This window comes from Alicyclobacillus pomorum DSM 14955 (genome assembly GCF_000472905.1).
Lineage (GTDB): Bacteria > Bacillota > Bacilli > Alicyclobacillales > Alicyclobacillaceae > Alicyclobacillus_A > Alicyclobacillus_A pomorum.
In genome coordinates, this window is sequence record NZ_AXAR01000015.1 from 67,562 (window position 1) to 90,562 (window position 23,001).

Annotated in this window: 24 protein-coding genes, 2 tRNA genes and 2 rRNA genes; 2 read left to right on the forward strand and 26 right to left on the reverse strand. The window is 52.7% G+C overall.

Annotated features, from left to right (window positions below; genetic code table 11):
• Window positions 1-61: 61 nt before the first annotated feature.
• From mtrB to YWK_RS0114325, 20 genes are all read right to left on the reverse strand, one after another.
• Window positions 62-319 (reverse strand): trp RNA-binding attenuation protein MtrB, encoded by a 258-nt coding sequence (mtrB, locus tag YWK_RS0114225; protein ID WP_026965325.1) that lies wholly within the window; start codon window positions 317-319, stop codon window positions 62-64.
• Between the two features lie 82 nt (window positions 320-401).
• A tRNA-Pro gene (locus YWK_RS0114230) sits at window positions 402-478 on the reverse strand.
• Window positions 479-589: 111 nt separating this feature from the next.
• Complete coding sequence (locus YWK_RS0114235) at window positions 590-862, reverse strand: HU family DNA-binding protein (protein ID WP_026965326.1); 273 nt, start codon at window positions 860-862, stop codon at window positions 590-592.
• Between the two features lie 291 nt (window positions 863-1,153).
• Entirely contained in the window at window positions 1,154-2,632 is a 1,479-nt protein-coding gene (gene spoIVA, locus YWK_RS0114240; protein ID WP_026965327.1) for a stage IV sporulation protein A, read from the reverse strand.
• Window positions 2,633-3,011: 379 nt separating this feature from the next.
• Window positions 3,012-3,395, reverse strand: coding sequence for a glycine cleavage system protein GcvH (gene gcvH, locus YWK_RS0114245; protein WP_026965328.1), 384 nt, complete (start codon window positions 3,393-3,395; stop codon window positions 3,012-3,014).
• A 197-nt stretch (window positions 3,396-3,592) separates the two neighbouring features.
• Window positions 3,593-4,627 carry an NAD(P)H-dependent glycerol-3-phosphate dehydrogenase gene (locus YWK_RS0114250; RefSeq protein WP_026965329.1) on the reverse strand — a complete coding sequence of 345 codons (1,035 nt, stop codon included), beginning with the start codon at window positions 4,625-4,627 and terminating at the stop codon, window positions 3,593-3,595.
• Between the two features lie 24 nt (window positions 4,628-4,651).
• A complete protein-coding gene (gene plsY, locus YWK_RS0114255; protein ID WP_245578625.1) occupies window positions 4,652-5,248 on the reverse strand; it encodes a glycerol-3-phosphate 1-O-acyltransferase PlsY in 597 nt (198 codons plus the stop codon).
• Between the two features lie 44 nt (window positions 5,249-5,292).
• Window positions 5,293-6,606, reverse strand: coding sequence for a ribosome biogenesis GTPase Der (der, locus tag YWK_RS0114260; RefSeq protein WP_026965331.1), 1,314 nt, complete (start codon window positions 6,604-6,606; stop codon window positions 5,293-5,295).
• A gap of 82 nt (window positions 6,607-6,688) precedes the next feature.
• Window positions 6,689-8,080 (reverse strand): DUF512 domain-containing protein, encoded by a 1,392-nt coding sequence (locus YWK_RS20095; RefSeq protein WP_051375621.1) that lies wholly within the window; start codon window positions 8,078-8,080, stop codon window positions 6,689-6,691.
• A 150-nt stretch (window positions 8,081-8,230) separates the two neighbouring features.
• Window positions 8,231-8,851 (reverse strand): hypothetical protein, encoded by a 621-nt coding sequence (locus tag YWK_RS0114270; RefSeq protein ID WP_026965332.1) that lies wholly within the window; start codon window positions 8,849-8,851, stop codon window positions 8,231-8,233.
• A gap of 116 nt (window positions 8,852-8,967) precedes the next feature.
• Window positions 8,968-10,119 carry a 30S ribosomal protein S1 gene (gene rpsA / locus YWK_RS0114275; RefSeq protein WP_026965333.1) on the reverse strand — a complete coding sequence of 384 codons (1,152 nt, stop codon included), beginning with the start codon at window positions 10,117-10,119 and terminating at the stop codon, window positions 8,968-8,970.
• 73 nt (window positions 10,120-10,192) lie between these two features.
• On the reverse strand, window positions 10,193-10,489 hold the full coding sequence (locus YWK_RS0114280; RefSeq protein WP_026965334.1) for a hypothetical protein: 297 nt from the start codon (window positions 10,487-10,489) through the stop codon (window positions 10,193-10,195).
• Complete coding sequence (locus tag YWK_RS0114285) at window positions 10,486-11,088, reverse strand: lysophospholipid acyltransferase family protein (protein ID WP_035467142.1); 603 nt, start codon at window positions 11,086-11,088, stop codon at window positions 10,486-10,488. The genes YWK_RS0114280 and YWK_RS0114285 overlap by 4 nt, the downstream gene beginning before the upstream one ends.
• Complete coding sequence (gene cmk / locus YWK_RS0114290) at window positions 11,085-11,759, reverse strand: (d)CMP kinase (RefSeq protein ID WP_026965336.1); 675 nt, start codon at window positions 11,757-11,759, stop codon at window positions 11,085-11,087. Before cmk ends, YWK_RS0114285 begins: the two co-directional genes overlap by 4 nt.
• Before the next feature lie 175 nt (window positions 11,760-11,934).
• Window positions 11,935-12,444 carry a hypothetical protein gene (locus YWK_RS0114295; RefSeq protein WP_026965337.1) on the reverse strand — a complete coding sequence of 170 codons (510 nt, stop codon included), beginning with the start codon at window positions 12,442-12,444 and terminating at the stop codon, window positions 11,935-11,937.
• A gap of 87 nt (window positions 12,445-12,531) precedes the next feature.
• Complete coding sequence (locus tag YWK_RS21580) at window positions 12,532-12,867, reverse strand: PilZ domain-containing protein (RefSeq protein ID WP_169727191.1); 336 nt, start codon at window positions 12,865-12,867, stop codon at window positions 12,532-12,534.
• Entirely contained in the window at window positions 12,786-13,178 is a 393-nt protein-coding gene (locus YWK_RS22560; RefSeq protein ID WP_026965339.1) for a hypothetical protein, read from the reverse strand. The genes YWK_RS21580 and YWK_RS22560 overlap by 82 nt, the downstream gene beginning before the upstream one ends.
• Before the next feature lie 79 nt (window positions 13,179-13,257).
• Window positions 13,258-14,565: a PepSY1/2 domain-containing protein gene (locus tag YWK_RS0114310; protein ID WP_026965340.1), complete on the reverse strand. Its 1,308-nt coding sequence runs from the start codon at window positions 14,563-14,565 to the stop codon at window positions 13,258-13,260.
• Between the two features lie 16 nt (window positions 14,566-14,581).
• Entirely contained in the window at window positions 14,582-15,352 is a 771-nt protein-coding gene (sleB, locus tag YWK_RS0114315; protein ID WP_026965341.1) for a spore cortex-lytic enzyme, read from the reverse strand.
• Between the two features lie 452 nt (window positions 15,353-15,804).
• Window positions 15,805-17,091 carry a Glu/Leu/Phe/Val family dehydrogenase gene (locus tag YWK_RS0114325; RefSeq protein ID WP_026965342.1) on the reverse strand — a complete coding sequence of 429 codons (1,287 nt, stop codon included), beginning with the start codon at window positions 17,089-17,091 and terminating at the stop codon, window positions 15,805-15,807.
• A 181-nt stretch (window positions 17,092-17,272) separates the two neighbouring features.
• On the opposite strand from YWK_RS0114325, the gene YWK_RS20105 reads away from it, so the two are divergent.
• Window positions 17,273-18,538, forward strand: a complete 1,266-nt coding sequence (locus YWK_RS20105) for an MFS transporter (RefSeq protein WP_245578626.1) — start codon at window positions 17,273-17,275, stop codon at window positions 18,536-18,538.
• 65 nt (window positions 18,539-18,603) lie between these two features.
• Window positions 18,604-19,062, forward strand: coding sequence for a DUF441 domain-containing protein (locus YWK_RS0114335; protein ID WP_026965343.1), 459 nt, complete (start codon window positions 18,604-18,606; stop codon window positions 19,060-19,062).
• Window positions 19,063-19,108: 46 nt separating this feature from the next.
• On the opposite strand, the gene YWK_RS0114340 is transcribed toward YWK_RS0114335, so the two are convergent.
• The 6 genes from YWK_RS0114340 to YWK_RS0114365 form a co-directional block, all read right to left on the reverse strand.
• Window positions 19,109-19,702: an adaptor protein MecA gene (locus tag YWK_RS0114340; RefSeq protein ID WP_026965344.1), complete on the reverse strand. Its 594-nt coding sequence runs from the start codon at window positions 19,700-19,702 to the stop codon at window positions 19,109-19,111.
• A gap of 83 nt (window positions 19,703-19,785) precedes the next feature.
• Complete coding sequence (pepV, locus tag YWK_RS0114345) at window positions 19,786-21,165, reverse strand: dipeptidase PepV (RefSeq protein ID WP_026965345.1); 1,380 nt, start codon at window positions 21,163-21,165, stop codon at window positions 19,786-19,788.
• Window positions 21,166-21,206: 41 nt separating this feature from the next.
• Window positions 21,207-22,187, reverse strand: a complete 981-nt coding sequence (locus YWK_RS0114350) for a substrate-binding domain-containing protein (protein WP_026965346.1) — start codon at window positions 22,185-22,187, stop codon at window positions 21,207-21,209.
• Between the two features lie 107 nt (window positions 22,188-22,294).
• Window positions 22,295-22,377: transfer RNA gene (locus YWK_RS0114355), tRNA-Leu, on the reverse strand.
• A gap of 103 nt (window positions 22,378-22,480) precedes the next feature.
• Window positions 22,481-22,597: ribosomal RNA gene (gene rrf, locus YWK_RS0114360) — 5S ribosomal RNA — on the reverse strand.
• Window positions 22,598-22,755: 158 nt separating this feature from the next.
• A 23S ribosomal RNA gene (locus tag YWK_RS0114365) occupies window positions 22,756-23,001 on the reverse strand; the annotation flags it as partial.

Below are 23,001 nucleotides of genomic sequence, written 5' to 3' on the forward strand. Positions count from 1 at the left end.
ACGTCATGTACTACTCGTCTTATTATACCACATGGGTAAGAAAGGCATTTACAGGAACCCATCATCCCTTACTTGAATCGTTGGGAATGACAGCTTCCGCTGTATTGACAATACCATGTTTCGTCAACAACTGCACCTTTCCCCGGATTTTCATGGCCGAAGTGTATTCCGTGAACTGAAAGATCATGAGCTCATCTTTATCCAATTTCTCTGCGTGATGAAACCGAGTTTCCGCACCCCGGGTCAATCCGATGACCTGTACACCGTTTTCAAGTGCGCGAATCACGAGATACTCACCTAACACGGGAGACTCTGACACGAAGGACAACTCCTTTCTGCCTACACGTTCCAACAAAACGTCCGTGAAAAACGAAAAACCAGCGCTCGACACGCTGGTTCATTGGTCGGAATGCCGGGATTTGAACCCGGGACCTCTACCTCCCCAAGGTAGCGCGCTACCAGGCTGCGCCACATCCCGCTGGCGCTTATGCGCATCTGCAATTATACCGAATTCCGCTCCATTGTGCAATCCAAATCGGTGACAACAGCTGAGGAGGACGACGAAGCGCCCTCCTCGCCCGCAAAACGCTCACTGCAAGCCTTCACGCAGCGCTTTTCCTGCCTTAAAAGCCGGAATTTTACTCGCCGCAATGTCGATGATTTCGCCGGTTTGTGGGTTACGCCCTTTTCGAGCCGCGCGCTCGCGAATCTCGAAGTTCCCGAAGCCTACCAATTGCACCTTCTCACCGCGCGCAAGCGCCTCAGAGATTGCGTTAAACACACCTTCCACCGCGAGCGTGGCGTCTTTTTTGGTCAGGCCAGTCTTTTCTGTCACTGCTTGAATCAGTTCCGTTTTATTCACTATCTCACACCTCACAGAGATTTTGAAACTAGTAACGTTTTAATCCTCTTTCTCCACTTTTATACATCGGAGCTTTCAAAAAAATTCAGGCAACCGGCAATCCACTCATTTCAAGCGGGATTCCACAAACGCCTGGACAACCGAGTAAACATCATCCGTGAACGTGGTATACCTTTACCCGGTAGAACACGGAACCCCACCTCATGCCAAAAAACTACGGAGGCAGCGGTGCTGCCTCCGTAGTTTGCGGCTATGAAAATTATTCGTTCTACCAGTGTTGCTGTCGTCGAATCATAGAATGATGGCAATCAGACCGCCACTGCCTTCGTTGATGATCCGCTGCAACGTCTCCTTCAACTTGTACTGGGCGTTCTCAGGCATCATCGCCAACTTTCCGGAAATCCCTTCGCGGACAATGGCTGCCAGCGACTTACCGAAGATGTCGCTCTCCCAGATCTTCAGTGGGTCTTGTTCAAAGTCCTGCATCAGGTAGCGCACGAGTTCTTCGGACTGCTTTTCCGTGCCTACGATGGGCGCAAATTCCGATTCGACGTCCACTCGGATCATGTGAATGGAAGGAGCCGTCGCTTTCAGCCGCACGCCAAACCTTGAGCCTTGCTTAATCAGTTCCGGTTCATCGAGCGTCATTTCTTCCAGAGCCGGCGGGGCGATACCATACCCCGTCATCTTGACCATTTTCAACGCCTCTGCAACCTTGTCGTACTCTTTCTTGGCGTAAACAAAGTCTTTCATCATCCGCAGGAGTTGGTCTCTGCCCTTAATCTGAACGCCCACCACCTCGGTGAGTACACGGTCATACAGTTCGTCGGGGGCTGACAGGTCAATGACCGCAACGCCGTGGCCCATGTCCATATGTGAGAGACCTGCGTACGATACAAAGTCGTACGTTGAAAAATTCGCTACCACTCGGTCGATGTCGCGGATGCGGCGAATATCCTGGATGGTCTCCTGCACGGAGTCCTGGAACTGCTGGCGCAGCCAGTGATCCTCGTCGAGGACCATCACCCAGTTCGGTAAGTTCACATTGACTTCCTTTACCGGAAACTCGTATAGTGCTTCGCGCATGACCGAATGTATTTCATGCACTGTGAGCGTTGCACAGGACAGGCAAATCACAGGTACGTCGTATTTTTCCGAGAGTTCACTGCGAAGGTATTGCGCGCGTTCGTGCTCTGGGTGAACAGAATTCACAATGATGACAAACGGTTTTCCAAGTTCCTTGAGTTCCTGAACCACGCGTTCTTCCGCTTCAACATATCCCTCCCGGGGGATTTCCGCGATACTGCCGTCGGTCGTAACCACCACGCCCAGCGTGGAGTGGTCGGCAATTACCTTTCGGGTGCCAATTTCTGCGGCTTCCTGGAACGGGATTGGATCGTCAAACCACGGCGTGGTCACCATCCGTGGACCACTTTCGTCCTCGTACCCACGCGCACCATCCACTGCGTATCCGACACAGTCGACCACGCGAACGTTGACGTCCAGGCCTTCAGCCACGGATACTTCCACCGCCTGGTTGGGGATGAACTTCGGCTCTGTCGTCATAATCGTACGGCCGGCAGCACTCTGGGGCAATTCGTCCGTCGCACGAACCCGGTCGGACTCGTCTTTGATGTTTGGCAGAACAATGAGTTCCATGAACTTTTTGATAAAGGTAGACTTGCCAGTGCGCACGGGGCCGACTACGCCGAGATAGATGTCGCCCCCGGTCCGCTCAGCAATGTCTTTGAATACGTCGAACTTTTCCACGCTTTCTCCCCCTCGCTTCGCGGGCCAACACGGTGTCCAGCCGCTGGCCTTTTCGGGTGCAGATTGTCAGGCATACACCCCTGTGCCAGGATTCGCGGGCACCTGGCCCTCAATATGACCGGCGTAGATTGCTTCGCCCGTACATCCTCCCCGAGCCACTGACAATCCCCCGAAACTGTCCAAAGAAGTAGGACAATACATGTATATGCGCAGGGGGGCCGCGATATGCTGGAGAGGTATCACCGTCCTAGACACTCCTTATGTATATTGTCCTAGGAAAACCGATAGAACGAGAGACACGAGAATTTGAATCCCTCGCTGGCAGCATAAAAAAAGACGGCCCCAAAGAAAGGGCCGTTCACAGCAACACGTTTCACACTCAATCTGCGATATGCGCCTCATACCCGGCAGCGTCGAGCAGGTCATCCAGTTCGGCTGGATTGGACATTTCAACGACAATCATCCATCCGTCTTCATACGGGTTAGAATTCACCTGCTCCGGTGCATCGGTGAGGGCCTGATTGACAGCGACCACCTTTCCGGACACGGGTGCGAACAGGTCAGACACCGTTTTAACAGACTCTACCGTGCCAAACGTTTGGTTCACCTTCACTTCGCTACCCACTTCAGGCAGTTCCACAAAGACGATGTCACCGAGTTCATCCTGCGCAAAGTCTGTAATACCGATGCGCGCTTGTTGACCTTCAACTTTGACCCATTCATGCTCCTTCGAATACTTCAGATTGGCTGGTACGTGGCTCATAGAGATCCTCCCGTGCAACAGGTATGTATTCAAGTGGTGATCCGAAAAGGGTTATACGTCCGTGCCGAGAAGCGGGTCATCACCCCATGTGCCCGCCTCCTGATGACGTGAACCCACCCGTTGGTATCAGTGTACCAAATAGAGGAACGACATACCAGTCATGTTGCCCAGGGTCGCTCCACCGCATCGGTGATGGCTCAGGTCCACTTGGGAGAAAACATCTCGCGCGCCACTTCCTCCAGTTCATGGCCACGCTCTCGACCCATCAGGTCTTCAACCGCCTCCTGTGGGTGCTTGCCGGAAAATAGAACGTCGAATATCGCGCGCGCAATCGGCATCTCCACTTGATGCTGGGCCGCCAGCTCGACGGTGGCCTGGACCGTTCTCACCCCTTCGACAGCCATCCCTACTTGTTGCAGGGCCTCATCGAGGGACAGTCCCTGACCAAGCAATCGGCCCGCCCGAAAGTTTCGGCTATGCCGACTCGTACAAGTGACAATCAAGTCTCCTACGCCAGAAAGCCCAGCAAATGTCAACGGTGACGCACCCATCTTCATACCCAGGCGTGCGATTTCCGCAAGCCCGCGCGTCATCAGCGCCGCTTTTGCGTTGTCTCCAAAGCCCAGTCCATCCGCCATTCCCACGCCAAGCGCGATGATGTTTTTGAGCGATCCGCCCAGTTCCGCCCCCACCACGTCAGGATTGGTATACACGCGGAAGTACGAGTTCATAAGCGCGTCTTGCAACAGCTCAGCGGTGGCTCGTTCGAAAGCCGCAACCACGATGGTCGTCGGCATCTGTGCCACCACCTCTTCAGCATGGCTGGGTCCCGTAATGACAGCGAGTCGTCGGTCCAAGTCGGAACCAGCAGAGCTCAACACTTCGCTCATGCGGCGTCCAGTTTTGACATCAAACCCCTTTACAGCGTGAGCAATCACTCCGTCGCTCGGAAGCAACGGACTTGCGGCAGATACGACATCGACCATCGCTGCGGATGGTACGGCAAAAATAACAATGTCGCGTCCAGCTAACGCTTCCTTCAAGTCACTGCTCGCACAGAGGGCATTCGGGAGTTTGGCGCCTGGCAAGTATTTCTCGTTGGTATGTCGGCTGTTGATTTCGTCACAAAGATCCCGACGCTTTGCCCACAACACGGTATCGTGTCCATTGTCGCAAAGCACGGTTGCCAATGCCGTTCCCCAACTGCCTGCGCCTAGTACAACTGCCTTCATAAGCACCTCCGAGATCCATCGTCCCTAAAAACGTTTCGTAAATATGCGGTTCTCCTGGCCTTTTAACAGACGTTCAATATTCTTCCGATGGCGGTAAATAGACATCACAGCAACGACCGCGGAAAACAGAAGAGCACCAGTACGGTAAGGTTCCAAGAGCACCAGGAACACAGGTGTAAGCACAGCAAAAACCAACGCACCGACAGAAACAATGCGCGTCAGAATGACAAGCGCAATGGCAATCAAACCAGCTAACAACGCCGGGGTTGGCATGGTCAATAACAGCACGCCAATGGTTGTGGCGACGCCCTTGCCACCGCGAAAACCAAAGAAGACCGGCCAGTTGTGTCCGACAATCACGGCCAAGCCCGATAGGTACGTCGTCCACGGGCCACCATGTCCTACATTCCAGGCGATGGCAATCGCCAGCATACCTTTTAAAATATCCAACAACAGAACCAGAACAGCCACACGCGGCCCCAGCACCCGCAACGTGTTGGTCGCACCTGCATTCCCGCTTCCGTGCTCGCGGATGTCAATGTGCGCTATCCACTTGCCGAACAATGTACTTGGCGAGATGGATCCAATCAAATACGCAAGAATTACGCATACAATCAACACGATGGCTCCCCCTATACGACACTCTACCTAACCCAGTGCGGCGGTCAGGAACGGTTTCGGACGGTCAGTTTGAGCGGCGTACCCTCGAAACCAAACGCTTGGCGGAGTTGATTTTCCAGGTACCGTTGGTAGGAAAAGTGCATCAACTGACTGTCGTTTACAAAAAATGCAATGGTGGGCGGCTTGACCCCAATCTGGGTTGCATAATAGATGCGCAACCTTCTTCCCCTGTCTGATGGCGGCGTCACGGACGCCGTCGCTTCCTGCAACACGCTGTTCAGCGTCGACGTGGCAATGCGCATGGCGTGATTTTCAGCAATTTCTTTTGCGAGCGGTAAAATTTTATGTATCCTCTGTTTTGTCTTGGCAGACACAAACAGGATGGGCGCCCAACGCATGAATTGAAATTCGTTGCGAATCTGCTGCTCGAACTGATGCGCTGTCTTGTCATCTTTATCGACGATGTCCCATTTGTTGACGAGGAACGCTACAGCCCTGCCCGCCTCCAGAGCATATCCAGCGACCCGCTTATCCTGCTCAGCAATGCCCTCGTGACCATCCAGCACGACAAACGCCACGTCCGACCGCTCAATCGCCCGCAACGCGCGCAACACGCTGTACTTCTCGACGCGCTCGTACACTTTTCCTTTACGGCGCATGCCAGCCGTATCAATCAACACATAACGCTGGCCGTCCACCTCCAACGGCGTGTCAATCGCGTCACGGGTTGTACCAGCAACTTCGCTGACCATGACGCGGTTTCCTCCCACCAATGCGTTAAGCAGCGAGGATTTGCCAACATTGGGCCGACCAATGAGCGCGACGCGAATCACATCTTCGCTGTACTCAGGGTCTTCACCCGCAGGCAACGCGCGAACCACCTCATCCAGCAAGTCGCCTGTGCCCGAGCCGTGTTCTGCAGAGACGGCGATGGGATCACCAAATCCGAGTTCATAAAACTCATAAGTTGCCTCGTGATGCTTGGGATGATCCAATTTGTTGACACCAAGGACCACAGGCTTGCCCGACTTGCGCAATAGTTCGGCCACGTCGCGATCCGCCCCAGTGAGTCCGTGCTGTCCATCCACGAGGAAGATGATGACGTCCGCCTCGTCAATTGCGACTTCCGCTTGCACCCGTATTAAGTTGGCCACTTCATCCTGTTCGTCGAGCTCAATTCCGCCCGTGTCAATCAGGTGAAAGTCCTTTCCGTTCCAGTCCGCCTTCGCATAAATCCTATCCCGTGTGACACCTGGCACGTTTTCCACAATAGAAATGCGTTCCCCGACAATTCGGTTGAACAAAGTGGATTTGCCCACGTTCGCACGTCCGACAATCGCAACCACTGGTAAGGACATAGACATCTACCATTCCTATCCATACGTATTCGTCATGGAAAATCGGGGGCAACCTTTGGCACGCCCCCTCTGAAACTGTGCATTACATCGTCGCCGTCGAAACGTCTTCCGGATTTTCCAGCACTCGCAATGTGGCTTCATAGCGGCGCCGCGGCGGTAACGATTGAGTATGGCCGAGGACGCCGTACATCAATCCCATGCCTGTCGCCGGTACCACAGTCACAGGAATTTGCAACGCATCTCGAACCTGGTCCACCGTCGAATCATCGAGGAAAACGTCAGCGTCGTCTTTGAGCATGATGTCTGGCAACAGCAAAGTGTCCAGCCCTGATACTTTATCCTGCAATTGCGCAACGATGTCTGTCCCCGTAATGAGGCCAGCGACAGTCACATTATGGCCATAAAAATCGTTTACAATTGGGAACACGTGCGTCTCCAACCCCGCAATGTGACCGAGCCGCTGAATCGACTGTTCTATTGTCTTCCGAGCGGATACGCTGGTAACAATCCCCACATTCCGGCGTGTACCGACGATTCGCTTCGGCACGCGCGGCCAGATTTCATCCAATTCATCAAGGAAGATACGGATGACACCGACCCCGTTTTCGGTCTGTGCGAATTCATCATAGTGGTCTCCAGGCGGAACATCTTTGTCCGCAATCACGTAAAACTCATCCGCTGCATGAACAAACGAGACACCAAGTTGCGCCCGAAAACGTTCTTGCCAATAAGCCACCTGGTTGATGACGCGCTTCGCTTCCTCCGGCGTACAAGGTCTCAGTTTGTGCAGTCCCCGGCGATGTTTCGTCAGTCCTACAGGAACAACGGACAGTGTCCGAACTGCTGGGTAAAACTTCACTAGGTCCTGAATCGTCCTGTCCAATTCCGCACCATCGTTCCACTCTGGTACCAGGACAACCTGGGTGTTCATTTCGATGCCGCCCTTGGCCAGAAACTCAATTTGTCTGAGGATCTCACCAGACCTTTTGTTCGCCAGCATTCGAACGCGCAACTCTGGATTGGTGGTGTGCACAGACACGTTGAGTGGCGACATTTTCAGGTCGACGATGCGCTGCAATTCTTCATCCTTCACATTCGTGAGCGTGACGAAGTTCCCATGTAAAAAGGACAGGCGGTAGTCGTCGTCTCGCACATTCAACGTTTGTCTCATATTGGACGGGATCTGGTCCACAAAGCAGAATACACACTTATTGTGACATAAGTGCACCCGATCCACGGTCGGGTTTTCCCATTCCACGCCAAGCCCCTCATCGTATCCCTTCTCGACCTCGAAAACCCACACTTCGCCGTTAGACTTCTTGACTTCAAGTTCCATTTCCTCTGTGGCGAGAGCAAATTGGAGGTCTACGATATCGCGAATGGTTTGTCCATTGATCTTTACCAACTCGTCACCGGGTTCCAGTTCCAGTTCCTCGGCCAAAGAACCCGGCTGAACTTTATAGATTTTCGGCAATGCAAACACCTCTACTTTGTCATATTCGGTGTTGTTTATATCTGTGCCGTGCCAAAAGGCAAAAGGCGCTGTTTGTCAAAAATGACTCCGTGGCACAGAGTAAGACCTGGCCACGCATTCCTTCATTATGTCCCATCATGGCACATCTCGTCAAATGACAGGCTTATACCGTGTCTCCCACACTTTTCTAGCGGAGGACACGGTATAGTGTGCCAACTGGCAACAGAACAGCGCGAACCAAAACGCATTGCACGCCCATGGTTGCAAATCAGCAAGCGAGATGTTCGATAAGAAAGGAGAGAACAACGCTGGTTCGTGCACAGTGGAAGAGGCCAGGTATATCCATATGTACGCCGAAGTGACAGCGGATCGGGCAGACTGAACGCCACCCGCCAATACCGAACTGAGAACCAACCATAGCCCACCTACCAACAGACTGGTGGGTATCCGGTGCCACTGATGAAACGGAAACAGGGCAACAAATTTCATGGTGACCATCGCAATCACCAATCCGGCGCCCAACGTCTGCACACTACGTACGGCAGAGGGGTGAGGTAAAAACAGCAAGGCAAACCAAGCACATGCGAAAGTGACTGAAACCGGATGCAAGCCGAGGCTCGGGCGAACAAAATAGGTGGCGAGACTCGCGACGTACACGAGAGTTGCCAGCCGTACGGCACGTTCACCGTCCTGTTGAGATGTATCTTTCTGTCGAGCGGGAGTACATAGAGTCAATACACAACTGACCAATGACAAGTACATCGATTCCATTGACTTCGCCTCAATTTCAAGGTGCCCACCTGGGCCGAGGAACATTCATTCCGAAAACACAAAGACACGCTACATGCTTGTAGCGTGTCTTTGCTTCTACTGATGTATGAACATCTTTACTTCTTGAACAAGTCGCGGAACAGATCTCCGAGTGTGGCTCCTGTGCCCGAAACATCATCGTGAGAAGTGTTGTAGCGTTGCGGTTCACGCTCTCTCCGTGGCGCCTCCACCGTATCTTTGATGGAGAGGGAAATCCGTTTCCGCTCCGGTTCCACAGACAGAATTTTTACACGAACTTCCTGACCTTCTTCCAAGACATCAGACGGCGTTGCCACATGTTGATGAGAAATTTGGGATACGTGGACCAAGCCTTCCAGCCCAGGACGCAATTCAACAAACGCACCGAAGTCCACAAGCCGCACGACCTTGCCTGTGACGATGTCTCCTGGTTGAAACTCGTGCGCGTACTGTTCCCACGGACTCGGCGCCGCGTCTTTGATAGAGAGCGAGATGCGCCCAGCTTCCGGATCCACAGACAGAATCCGAACCATCACCTTGTCCCCAGGCTTGACCACTTCAGCGGGGTCAGTCACGTGGTGCCAAGCCAACTCGGAAATGTGCACAAGACCGTCAACGCCGCCAACATCGACAAAGGCGCCGAAGTTCGTCAACCGCTGAACAGTACCTTCCACCGTGCTACCCGGTTGCAGTGCAGCAATCTTCTGCTGCACTTCTTGCTCGTGTTCCTCGTCCAGAACCGCCTTGCGAGACAGAATCAATTTATTGTTCTCTGGGTCAATTTCCACAACACGGACGCGGATGGTCTTCCCCTTGTACTCGTTCAGATCTTCTACAAACTGACGATCCACAAGCGATGCTGGAATAAATCCGCGCACACCGACATCCGTGACCAATCCGCCCTTTACGACATCGTGGACAGTCACGTCAAACGCAGCGTTTTGCTCGAACTTTTCTTGCAGATCTGCCCATGCCTTGGCAGCACCTGCCGCACGCCGAGACAAAATCACAGCTTCCCCTTCGTCGTCGATTTTCTGGATGACCACTTCAACCTTCTGGCCGACAGACACGACATCGCTCGGATGTTCAATGCGTAGCGGCGACAATTCGCGAATTGGAATCACCCCGGGGAACTTGTGGCCGATATCCACCAGAACTCTCTTATCCTCGACGTCAGTGACGGTCCCTTCTACAATGTCACCGACAGATAAATCGGCAGTGTTCAACATCTTTTGCACATCCTCTGACATGCTAGCGCCCTCCTCATATACTGCAAAAATTTATCACCAGCCTTCAGACGAACGCGAAGCGGACACAACTTCCTCATCGCATGAGGCGTTTGAAGACTTGTAAGCAAATCACCATAGCGACACCAGCAGTTCCCACCAACGCATATGCCGCCAATCCTTGGACCATTCCCGACTGGTACGCCAATCCGGCCAACATCAGGAAGACGGTCAGGGCAATCGCTCCAAACTGAAATCGTCTGGAGATCCTTCGTACCTTCATGGTGTCCATTTTTTCGCCGAGCTTTCGTACCAATGTGGCGTTATACAAATAAATCGCCGCGGCGAACGCACATGCAACCACTAGATCTTGGATGAGCAACTGCACACTCATGAAGGATGGCCCTCGTCCAACAACCGTTGAATTCGATTCATCAGTTCCTCCAGAATGGTGTCATTGGTATCTTCTGGAGTCGGCGTAAAAGGTTCACCAAACCGCAGTGTGAGTTTGCCTCTGAATTTGTACTGTCCAATCACTGCGACAGGCACAATCGGACATTGTGTTTTGCGAGCAATAAACGCGACCCCAGGCAATCCTCTTTGAAGCTTTCCTGTTTTGGACCGATGTCCTTCAGGAAAAACGAGAAGACAGCCATTGTGCTCGGGAATCGCTAGTGCGTGGCGAATTGCCTGTCTATCCCCTGCGCCACGCCGCACCGGAAACGCACCAAGATATCGTAGGAGTGCGGCAAACCACCGATACTTGAACAGTTCATGCTTCGCCATGAAATGAACAAAACGAGGTGTCCCTAGGCCAATCGTTAAGGGATCTAGATTATGTATGTGATTACTCCCGAGTACAACCGGCCCCGTCTTCGGTACGTAATGCTGGTTTACAATGCGAAAGCGATACGCAAGTCGGAAATACAACCATACAATGCAACGTGCAACGCGATAAAAAGGAGAGCGGTATCGGTCGCGCACGACAATCATCTACAAATCCGCTCCACAAGCGCCAGAATTTCTTCGACGACTTGCTGCACAGGTTTCCCTGTGGAATCGATGCAGTGAGCGTCGTCCGCCGGTTTCAGTGGTGCAACGCTGCGCGACGAGTCGCGGTGATCCCGTTCTTCGATGGAACGTCTCAACTCATCGACGGATACGTCAAACCCTTTAGCCTGAAACTCTTCAGCCCGGCGACGCGTGCGTTCCTCGAGCGATGCAGTCAAATACACCTTCACATCCGCATGCGGCAACACGACGGTCCCGACATCTCGACCATCCATCACAACAGAATGATTGCGTGCAAATTCTTGTTGCCACCGCGTTAAAATCGCGCGTACCTTTGGATACACGGACAATTGCGACACCAAACTGGATACATCCGGTCTGCGCAGTTCCGCATTGATGCAGATATTGTTGTGGTAAATATCTAGCCCACCCTGACCATTGCGTTCGAAACACAGCGGGTGTTTTTCCAGCAGCTGTACCAGAGCTTCTTCGTCTTCTGGCGATACCCCGTAGTTCAAGGCTAGCCAAGCGACTCCTCGATACATCGCGCCTGTATCGACGTACAGCAATCCGAGTTGGCGAGCCACTTCTTTTGCAACTGTGCTTTTCCCGGCACCGGCGGGTCCGTCAATGGCAATGTTGATGTGTGGCATTTGGGCCCTCCAGCGAAGTACATAGCTCGTTCTAAAAATAAAAAGCAGGCATCCTGCCCGCTTTCGAAACAAGTGTTTGCAACCAAAGACCAACAGAAGAACCAGCGGGAAAGCGGCGTTGCAACGCGATTTGCAGTTTAATAGTAGCATAGCCATAAGGGCACTGCAAGAACACCTAATGCAGGAACTCGGTGGGCGGCAGTTGCCCCGTACCGCCTCCATCCACCTCAATCGTTTGACCGGGCGCGGGAGTCAATAGGTTTGCATTGTCGTGATCCACCGAGATAAACACGGTACTGTTCCCTGCGTTCACAATGGTGACGACACTTTTCTCACGCACGGTGACTTCCAACTTCGAAGATGCCATACTACCCACTGTTTGACCATCGACCTGAACCTTGACTTGGCTATGATCTCCCTCAGGAGCGGCCAACAGCGAAAGTGTGGCCTGTTCGCTGTTCACGCTGGCAGGAACCACGTCTTGTGGCACCGCCACAAATCGACCTGCCGTAGCGTCCACTTGCTTCCGGACCGACGGAATAGACGTGACCAACTGAACGACGACTAACATGCACAGAAGGGCACCGGCGACTGGCAACAGTACATCGTCCACTTTGTTGAACAACTGCCGCCACAGCCGGTCTTTCACTGCTTCCTGAGACTCCTGGACACCTTGTCGAGACATAGCGAAACCACCTCTGTCATAGGGTATGCAAGGACAATCCCTAACATGTCCCAACCACAGCGATGGTTTCATGACGAAAGGCAACGCTTACATCAACGCTCTTTGCCTCGAAAACGTGTACTGGATGACGCGTTGGCGAACAGATTCTTTCATATTTACAAACTGAAATGAACCCACAGCAAATCCATTTTCATTTCTTTCAGACACTCGAATGACAGTCGACTTCACATCCACTGGAAAGTCCCCGTGTGGAAGTTGTGGAAGTGTAAACTGCATCTCGACCATCAAACCAGGGCGCAAGATGACATGACGTGGTAAATACAACGCCATTCCACCGCCACTCATGTCACGGCTATATACTTCCGCGTGTTTTGCAACACCTTCGCTGGTGTAGTCCAGTTGAACCGACAAGTTTGCAGCCACACGGACGAATTCCCGACGCTGTTCCCGAGTGATTTTCCCAGTTTCCGGTCGAGTGATCTTCCAAACCAAGTTAGGAATTCGAATCGCTCTAGGAACGTCGCGGCGTACTTACACCACGCACCGTCGAAACCTTGAAATTCCACCCAGACTTTTGATTTCGGCGCCACTTCGAGGATGCGGTGGTCTTGATGGTGGAGTGGGACGTCGAAGTACTCCTTCGCATTGTGTTCCACGAGTCGAGAGTGGTAATACTCTTTCGCCGCCTCAGATAACCTGACTCGCAGAGATTGTCCAATCCGAATGTTTGCCACCGTCCCTTTCCCCCCTAAAGCCCTGAACCCATTATAAAGGAAGGGCGAAATGGGAGGAAGGGTCGGTCAACACCCCGCACTAGCTCAATTGTTCAATGGACAGCTCTTTCCCCGTGTTCGCATTCATGTACACACAATACGTCTCACGGTTCCCCGTGCCGTAGAACGCAACGGCTGGTTGATAATGTTGGTGCTCGTCCAGCACAACCACCTGTCGCTCCATCCCAACTTTGAAATTCGGATTGAGCTTTGCACGCAGGGCAGCGACCGAATACTTTCGCGGTGGAACGTTGGTCACTGGATAGTAATAGTAGTTGTTCGCATCGTACCCCACGATGCTTCCTGAATCGAGCGCGACTTTCATCGCAATGCCCTGACTGATCACCAGTGATGCGTCCGGGCGCTTTGGCGCATACACGAAGTAGCCAATGCCGTCAAACTGATTTGACTGCATCAACTCGACTGCTGGAAACCCATGCACGGCCAACCAGTGATGAGCTTTGTCTTCCGCAGCCGCAAAATCATAGTCTCCTGTTTTCGGCACATGGCGAATGTTAAAAGACAGTACATGCCCACCATCCGCGCTCACCGTTGCCGTCAAAGGGCCGCTTGGTGTGGTTCCAGTGACAATGTACTCCGGTCGATAGGCACCGGATTGCGTCTTTTGCGCCTTTAACTGCGTGGTGCTTGGCAGATTCAACAGACTTCTGACAGCCTGAGTTGCTGCTGCCTGCGAAACGTCTGGCTGTTTCGCCAAGGCGAAGGATTTCCCACGCTGCAAGGACGATGGAGAGTCTTGGGATTCAACAAATGCCGTCGTTGCTGTATCCATGCGCCGAAATCCGTCCACGACCTGATTGTCACGTTGGTTCTTCAGGAGCGCTTGATTCACAGCCTGCCAACGCACTTGATTGCTCAACACCTGACCTTGGATACGAGCCAGACTCTGAGAAAGATTTCCCGCTTGTGAATACATTTGTTCAAGTTTGTTGTGGACATCCGCGCGCGCCGGACTCGCGCCTGTATCCATCCACGTGTCTGTCTGATGACTCACAACCGACAAGAACTTTTGCGTATTGTGCATCGGCATCAAGTCAAACGGCAACTTTCCGACTTCTGTTTCGGCCGCGTACCCCAAACGCCAGATATTCCGCAGATGCGCCTGGAACGCTGTGCTGTCGCCGCTTACCAAGGATTTCCCGAGTTCTTTTTGGAGCCGGTCCATGTCATTCGCAAGTGCGTGAAAGTCCGAGTTGTACTGATTTTCGTTTTGTAGCGCCAACGCTTGTCGCTGTTGGTACTGATTGTACCCCCACCAGCCAACGCCACTGCCGATGAGCACCAATCCGACAATGGGAATGGCGAACCACGTCGTCCTGTGCAGCACCTTTTCAGCCCCCTCGCTACCTACAGAAGATGTGTTTCCCAATCTTTAGAACTTGCGGTCGCGACCAAATCCAAGCGCTCGTGGCCGTCGCTGGATTGAAGTAGTACACGGCTCCGTGCGACGGATCCCAGCCATTCACCGCATCGGCCACGGCTCGCATTGCCTGTGCATCGGGTTGCAGGTTGACTTGTCCATCAGCGACTGCGGTAAACGCACCCGGTTGGTAGACGATGCCGGGGACCGTGTGTGGAAACCTCGGATCGCGCAGGCGGTTCAATATGACCGCGGCAATCGCGACTTCACCTTCAAACGGCTCGCCACGCGCTTCACCGTACACGACGTGTTGCATGAGTTGCAAATCTGATTGACTCAATCCACTTGCTGTCGGAATCGGCCCAGTCGACGACGTGAAAGACCGTGTTGTACCGTGCCTTCCCGACTTGGCAGCGGATGGATAGCGCCATCCCGCTGATGCGGCAACCAGTTTCTGTTTTGTCTTCAGGCTCACGAATCCAGTCACTGGTAGGCCGAACTGACTTTGAAAATTGCGCACAGACCAGTACGTTTTCCATCCAAATACCCCGTCAATTTTCCCGTGATAGTATCCAATAAAGTGCAAACGGTTTTGAAGCTCGTACACGTCGTAACCCTGGCTACCGTACATCAAGTTACGTGCGGTAAAAGCATCGGCAACAGGGAGCACTTGATTGCGGGATAACAACGGAGAGATGAAAGACAAGGTCAGTACAATGCTCGCGACAACTCGCAGAAACTTTTGTCTACGCATCGGAACGTAACTCCTCCCACCGGAATCAAAGTCACGACATGGAGTATTGTTCCTTAGACAGAAAGAAATATGCCTGTCCAAATTGAATTGGACAGGCATATTGCAACTTGCTTTGGATTAGTGCAATGGTTCAATGTCGAAATCCTCTTCGTTGTCGCAAAGACAACGTTTGAATCCTGTTTCAATGTGGCCGCGCGGGTCACGTACACCACGAAGAATGAACGTCTCACCACATCTGCGGCACCGAATATGGACCTTCACGCGCTGGTTGGGCAAGACCATGTTGTCTCTCACTCCCTCAGACGTTAGTGTCTCCGACCGCATTTATTTTGTACCCCCTAATTCGTGATAAATCCGTAACAGTATCGTCGGTGCTGTGAGAAGATAAACTTTCCAGCACCCGCTATTTCATTCGTCAGAGGTCAAAGATCTCCTGCACGTGCGGGAAAATCTCAGACCCATCCACGCCACCTTGCCGACTCCGCCATCCGTCGAACGCCCACCATGTACGCCGCCAACCGCATGTCCACGCCGTATTTGTGAGCTGCTTCGTATACCGTGTGGAAGCTTTTCCGCATCAAATCGATCAGCTTTTTGTCGATTTCCTCTTCCGACCAATAATACCCTTGATTGTTTTGGACCCATTCAAAGTAAGAAACAATGACCCCACCCGAGTTACCCAGAACGTCCGGGACGATGAGTACGCCTTTGTCCGAGAGGATCTTCGTGGCAGCTGTGGTGGTGGGGCCATTGGCAGCTTCCACAATCACACTCGCCTTTACATTCGCGGCGTTATCTTTGGTAATTTGGTTTTCAATCGCAGCCGGAACGAGGATGTCGCACTCTTGTTCCAACAATTCCTTGTTGGTGATGGTGTCCTCAAACAGCTTGGTCACCGTACCAAATGAATCCCGTTGTTCCAGCAGTTCCGGGATGTTGAGTCCGTTGCTATCATACAACGCTCCATATGCATCGGAAATGCCCACCACTTTTGCACCCGAGTCGTACATGAACTTGGCCAAATAGCTCCCGGCATTGCCGAACCCCTGTATAATCACCCGAGCGCCTTGAATCGAGATGTTTTTGACCTTGGCTGCTTCTTCAATACATATTGCAACGCCTCGGGCCGTCGCGCTTTCTCGTCCTTTGCTACCTCCGAGCACAAGGGGCTTTCCAGTAATAAATCCGGGCGAATCAAACTCGCGGATGTGTGAGTATTCATCCATCATCCAAGCCATATTTTGAGAGTTACTGAACACGTCCGGTGCCGGAATGTCTTTCGTAGGACCAACGATTTGACTGATGGCACGCACATATGCTCGACTCAGCCGTTCAATTTCTGAGAAGGACATCGTCCGCGGATCGCAGATGATTCCTCCCTTACCTCCGCCGTATGGCAGGTTCGCGATACCGCATTTGATGGACATCCAAATGGAGAGCGCCCGAATCTCGTCCTCCGTCACGTCCGGATGTAGTCGAATGCCGCCTTTCGTCGGACCTACTGCATCGTTGTGTTGGGCGCGATATCCCGTGAACACCTGCACTGAACCATCGTCCATGCGCACAGGAAACCGCACCGTCAATATTCGTAATGGTTCTTTCAATAACTCATACATTGCCGAGTCATAACCGAGGCGAGTCAGTGCCTCGAGGATGATTGCCTGTGTACTCGTCAGGACGTCCAGGTTTTCCTTATCTGAATCTGATATAGCTGGAGCGTTGCTCTGACTGATTGCCATAATTTGAAAACCACCTTTAATAAACTGGTATGTAAGCCGCCATCAGTATACATCTTCGCTCCTCGATGTTCAAAGCCTTCTGCACATCCACGATTAATTTTTAGGTAACAGTGGCACACTGACCTCGTCGTTTGTGCTTGATTTTGTGCGGAGCATACCGGACACAAGGAGGCTTTCGCCAGTGAAACAGCGTTCACCCTGGTTGCTCATCATCATTCTGAGTCTGGTTCCATTGCTCATGGTTCTCGGCAATTCCGTCCTCATTCCGGGTATGCCGGAGATGCAATCCAAGATGCACGTCACGAAATTTCAGGTGAGTTTATTGATTACTCTGTTTTCCGTTCCTGCTGGCATCGTTATTCCGTTTGCCGGATTTTTGTCGGATAGAATCGGTCGGAAGTGGGTCATCGTTCCGTCGATGCTTCTATTTGGCATCGGTGGTGTCATTGCCGGGTTCGCATCATGGTGGGTTGCCAAACCGTATACGCTGGTCTTGGTCGGACGAGTCATTCAAGGTATCGGTGCATCCGGTACTGCTCCCATCGCCATGGCGTTTCTCGGCGACTTGTTTCAAGGGGAATTGCGGAGCAAGGCACTTGGTGTCAACGAAGCCGGCAATGCGTTCGGCAAAGTCATCAGTCCCATACTGGGTGCAGCCGTGGCCCTCATTGCCTGGTTCGCTGTCTTCTTTGTCTTTCCGGTGTTATGCGTTCCCCTGGCGGCAGCCGTCTGGTGGTTGGTCCCGGAAAAGAAAAAGAGCAAAGCGAAAACTCAGTCTGTTAAAGAATACCTGAAATCCTTGGCCGCTGTGGCCAAACGAGAAGGTCGCTGGCTGAGCGTCGCCTATCTGTGTGGGGCAACCGCATTGTTTACACTGTTTGGCGTGTTGTTTTACTTATCCGACTTACTGGAATCGAAATACAAGATGGACGGTCTGATCAAAGGCATGGTGCTGTCGATTCCACTATTAGTACTCAGCACGACCTCATATATTACAGGTGCACTGATTAAGAAGAAAAAAATCCTCATGAAGTGGTTGTTGGTCACCGGATTTGTGATACTTGCCGCCAGTGTCCTTACGGCGACATGGTTGGCCAAAAACGCTTGGTTGCTCGTTGGATTGATGTCCGTGGGCGCCATTGGCACCGGACTCGTGCTACCGTGTTTGAACATGCTCATTACCTCAGCCGTCCAGCAGGAAAACAGAGGTGTGGTGACAAGTTTCTACGGCAGTGTGCGGTTTCTCGGTGTGGCGTTCGGCCCACCCGTATTCACCTGGTTGTTGAGCATCTCAACACCCGTCATGTTCATCTCTGTTGCGTGCTTGTCTGCATTGTGTGGGGTTTTGGCTGTGCTGTTTGTCCGTCCGGAGAAGGCGACGTCTGATAAGGGCCCTGCTCCCGTGAAGCGACCTGCACTTCCGGCTCGACACAAGGCCAGGACGTAATGTTCATGAGCCTTGTCAGCGATGAATATCAATAGTGAGGACAAGTGGTTGGGAGGCACGAGCCATTGCTAACCCCCGAAATTCTCCTCATTGTTTTTATCATCGTAGGCGTGGTAGGCAGGGTCAGTATCATTTCCGTCGCCGCCAGCTTGCTTCTCGTCATGCGCATGCTTAACGTGGGACGCTTTTTCCCGATGTTGGAACGCAGGAGCCTGGAACTCGGTCTGTTGTTTCTCATGGTGTCCATCCTCGTCCCACTTGCGAGCGGTAAGATTGAGGCACGCGACATGATGAAGAGCATCTTCAGTCCACTGGGGATTATCACGATAGTCGCAGGTGTTGTAGCGACCATCATCAATGCGAAGGGCCTCGAGTTATTGCAGATGTACCCTTCCCTACTGATTTGCGTTGTGATAGGAAGCGTCGTAGGCATTGTATGGTTCGGAGGTATGCCTGTGGGGCCGCTGATGGCCACAGCCATCGCCGCACTCATCATTTCGATTTACGAAAAATTCCACGGATAAGCAAAATCCCCGGAGAAACATCCCCCGGGGTCTTCTGCTATATCTCTTACAAGGGGAACCACTCAACCAGCTGACGAATGGTATCATCCTGTAAAATGAGTTTCCCGTATTCATCCAACACCGCTTTTGTAACCTCTGAATACTCCCCGTACTCGTGAAGGATGGCCCAGACACCGTCGTACGCCAAATCGCCAACGGAGTTTTCGTCGATAAACAGGTGATACGCCCCTTCGTATTGGTACAAGCAAGCGTCAATATCGTGCTCGTACAAGGCGTGTGCAACGCGGACTACCTCTTCAAAGTCGGAGAACCGGAAGACGAACGTCGAGTAGTACGCGATGTTCACTTCCACATTTGGATCATCGTCGTCCGATTCGGATTTCGGCTGTCCTGGAAGACTTGGGACGCGCGTAACAATTACGACAACCCCTTCGGTGGGCATTGTGAACGCTTCTACGGAAATGGGCCCGGCAATTTCAAAACCAACTTCTTCGTACGCAGTCTCCATCATGTCCCAAAACAACTCTTGGACCTTGCGCCCATTTTGCCATATCTCATCGCGGTCAATGCCGCGTTCTTCGAGATCGTCGTAACTGATAAAAATTCGAACTTTGTCCTTGGCAATTCGCTCCACCCGCATTCGTCTCCCTCCGTTTCTGCCCGAGGATCACTTGGTGAAGACGGGCGTGAATACGATGTAACGTATTCACCACCATTATATTGCTACAGCGTATTCGCCAATTCTAACATTGCGTGAGCGTATATCTGAATACAGCGAAAATAATTGTCCAAATTCCACGATTCATCCGCCTGATGAGCGCAATCCGGCTGTCCGGGAAACTGCGGGCCGAACGCAACTGCGTTCGGGATAGCCCGTGCGTATGTGGCCCCTCCAATGGCGAGCGGCGTTGCGTCCTCTCCAACTTCCTCGCGGTAGACCTTCTGCAGTACTTGAATCACGGGACTGTCCAACGGCACGTACAGCGGCGGCAGGTCGTGGACGGTGCGAACATCCCACTTGTCCGACACGTATTCGCGGCACGCCTTCACAATCTGGTCCACAGTCATGTCAACCGGATAACGAATGTTAAACATGAGTTGGTACGCAGCGTCGCGCAGCGCCGCTAACCCCAGATTACTTGTCAAACTCCCTGTCACGTCGTCCGATGCGGCAATTCCGAGGTTTCTGCCGTCTGGATCTTGTCCGGCAATGAACCGCCACATGGAGGCGTTCGAAACAGGTTGCGCAGACAACAGTTGTGCGAGCATCACGATGGCATTGACACCCTTGTGCGGCATACTGCCATGCGCCGAGAGGCCTCGCACAACAATCTGAACATGCGCCCCTTGCAACTCGACGTCCACTTCAACCTGCCGCGCTCTGGCATCCCGGCGGATTTTTTGCTCCCATTCCTGTGCAGCCGTTTCGGAATGACAATCGACCACCGCCATGGCGTAGTCAGGCACCATATTGTCGCGGTGGCCGCCCTCAAACCGGATGACCTGTGGGTTCATGGAATCTGCGTCTGCTTTCACACTGACGCAAATGGTGCATACACCCTTTTCCGCATAAATCATGGGAAAATCCGCGTCGGGCACGAAACCGCCAATCGGTAACGGTTCGTGCTTGAAGTAATAGTCCATGCAATCCCAGTCGGATTCTTCGTCCAATCCGAAGATCAAGCGGATCTTGCGCCGCGGTCGATACCCCAGTTCCTTCAGCGCGACCAACGCCCAAAACGCGCTCATGGCGGGTCCCTTGTCGTCTATTGCACCGCGGGCAAACACCTTACCATCATGGATTTCCGCGCCAAACGGTGGATACGTCCACCCCTTTCCTTCAGGGACAACGTCCAAGTGCGACAGCACAGCGATGTATTCATCCCCGGATCCAAATTCCACGTGTCCTGCGTAGCCATCTACGTTTTTCACTGTGAATCCGTGCTGTTCTCCAAGGCTGAGCATGTACTCTAACGCCGCTCCTACATGCAACCCAAATGGGTATTGCGGCGCTGCCGGTCCTTTGACACTAGGAATTCGCAACAGGGTTTGCAAAGTTGTAAGCATTTCTTCTCGGTGCTGTTGCACGTACGTTTCAAACATGCTGTGCCCTCCATTGTGAACAAGGAATCTTTCAGGTCAAGTCACGTGGACTGACGTTCAACAATGTTGTGCAACAATGTGACCGAATAGTTCTCCACCGGCTCATCCAACAACAGCTTCGTCAAGAGGCGCATGGATACGGCTCCAAAGTCGTACATCGGTTGTGCAATGACCGTCATTTCCGGACGAACCATCGTCGCCAAGCGCGTGTTGTCGAACGCGATAACTTTCACGTCACGAGGCACGTCCAAACCCGCATCCTGAGCCGCATGAATGGAAGCCAACCCCAACTCATCCGTTGCAGCGACAATGCCGTCAATGACGTTGTTTTCTAAACAAGCTCTGATTTTCGGCAAAGCGGTTTCGTACCGACCGGATCCCGTTTCTATCCGGATGAATTGTTCAAATCCCGTACACGCTGCTAAACCGTTACCACGACGATCCGCCAGTACAGACAACCCTTCTTCCGTGGTGACGAAAGCAACCCGCTTACACCCTTTGGAGAGCAAGTACTGACCTGCGTCCCGTCCGGCGCGTGCACTGTCGATGTTTACGGATGGAATCCTGCGTTCCGGATCTTCCGTTGCGCAAAGAACAACAGGGATCTGTGCCTGTTCAAACGCATCGACATGCTCCTTCTGAAGTCGATTGGTCATGTAAATCAGGCCGTCCACCTGTTTCTCCCACATGGTGCCGACCAGATCTATCTCTCGGGAAAGCTGGGCATCGGAATTCTTCAAAATGATGTGGTAATCATACATGGTCGCGATATCCTCAATGCCGCGCACCACTTCCGCAACAAATGCAGCCGAAACGTCAGGTACAATAACCCCGATGGTCCGTGTCTTCTTACTTGCCAATCCTCGAGCCACTGCGTTCGGCCTGTATCCTAAACGTTCAATGGCATCCAGCACACGTCGTTTGGTCTCATCTTTCACGACAGCGGTTCCATTTAGAACTCGAGATACGGTGGCCATGGACACTTTCGCTTCACGAGCCACATCGTAGATGGTGACTGTCAAGCAAACCACCCCCTCTGTCAATTTTAAACTATCATATCACGATTCACACCGGAAACGTGTACATGTCGCTTTTTACAAAAAGAAAGAGACGGCATGTACCGTCTCGGTGGTGCGGGTGAAGGGACTCGAACCCCCACGGTTGCCCGCCAGAACCTAAATCTGGTGCGTCTGCCAATTCCGCCACACCCGCATGTAACACTTCAAACACATGAGATTATATCACATCTGAAGTCACAATACCAGATGTGGACGACAAGAGCTCAGCAGACGTGCTGAGCCCTTTCGTTTCTCTTGCCTGGCGGCGTCCTACTTTCCCAGGGGCTCCCGCCCCAAGTATCATCGGCGCTGGAGGTCTTAACGGTCGTGTTCGGGATGGGTACGCGTGTTTCCCCTCCGCCATTGCCACCAGACAGCTATGTATGCTCATCGCACACCTTGTGCGTTGAGGTACATCCTTCATCCAAGATACTCTGTTCCGCGCTATCGCGGACATGAACGGTGTCCACTGGACACCATGTACCTTGCAAACTAAACAGCGAATCCTCTCCTACAGGTTACCCTGTCTTTTCAGGTGAAGCCCTCGACCGATTCGTATCCGTCTGCTCCACGTATCACTACGCTTCCACACCGGACCGATCTACCTCGTCTTCTTCAAGGGGTCTTACTCCGTTGACCGGATGGGATACGTTATCTTGAGGGGGGCTTCGCGCTTAGATGCTTTCAGCGCTTATCCCGTCCCGACTTAGCTACCCAGCTGTGCTCCTGGCGGAACAACTGGGACACCAGCGGTCGGTTCATCCCGGTCCTCTCGTAC

What these genes read in the sequence shown, in the direction of transcription:
- gcvH (WP_026965328.1), bottom strand. Translation starts at nt 3,395, where the DNA reads ATGAGCCACGTACCAGCCAATCTGAAGTATTCGAAGGAGCATGAATGG.
- YWK_RS0114250 (WP_026965329.1), bottom strand. Translation starts at nt 4,627, where the DNA reads ATGAAGGCAGTTGTACTAGGCGCAGGCAGTTGGGGAACGGCATTGGCA.
- der (WP_026965331.1), bottom strand. Translation starts at nt 6,606, where the DNA reads ATGTCCTTACCAGTGGTTGCGATTGTCGGACGTGCGAACGTGGGCAAA.
- YWK_RS0114270 (WP_026965332.1), bottom strand. Translation starts at nt 8,851, where the DNA reads ATGGAATCGATGTACTTGTCATTGGTCAGTTGTGTATTGACTCTATGT.
- rpsA (WP_026965333.1), bottom strand. Translation starts at nt 10,119, where the DNA reads ATGTCAGAGGATGTGCAAAAGATGTTGAACACTGCCGATTTATCTGTC.
- YWK_RS0114280 (WP_026965334.1), bottom strand. Translation starts at nt 10,489, where the DNA reads ATGAGTGTGCAGTTGCTCATCCAAGATCTAGTGGTTGCATGTGCGTTC.
- YWK_RS0114285 (WP_035467142.1), bottom strand. Translation starts at nt 11,088, where the DNA reads ATGATTGTCGTGCGCGACCGATACCGCTCTCCTTTTTATCGCGTTGCA.
- cmk (WP_026965336.1), bottom strand. Translation starts at nt 11,759, where the DNA reads ATGCCACACATCAACATTGCCATTGACGGACCCGCCGGTGCCGGGAAA.
- YWK_RS0114295 (WP_026965337.1), bottom strand. Translation starts at nt 12,444, where the DNA reads ATGTCTCGACAAGGTGTCCAGGAGTCTCAGGAAGCAGTGAAAGACCGG.
- sleB (WP_026965341.1), bottom strand. Translation starts at nt 15,352, where the DNA reads ATGCGTAGACAAAAGTTTCTGCGAGTTGTCGCGAGCATTGTACTGACC.
- YWK_RS0114325 (WP_026965342.1), bottom strand. Translation starts at nt 17,091, where the DNA reads ATGGCAATCAGTCAGAGCAACGCTCCAGCTATATCAGATTCAGATAAG.
- YWK_RS0114340 (WP_026965344.1), bottom strand. Translation starts at nt 19,702, where the DNA reads ATGCGGGTGGAGCGAATTGCCAAGGACAAAGTTCGAATTTTTATCAGT.
- pepV (WP_026965345.1), bottom strand. Translation starts at nt 21,165, where the DNA reads ATGTTTGAAACGTACGTGCAACAGCACCGAGAAGAAATGCTTACAACT.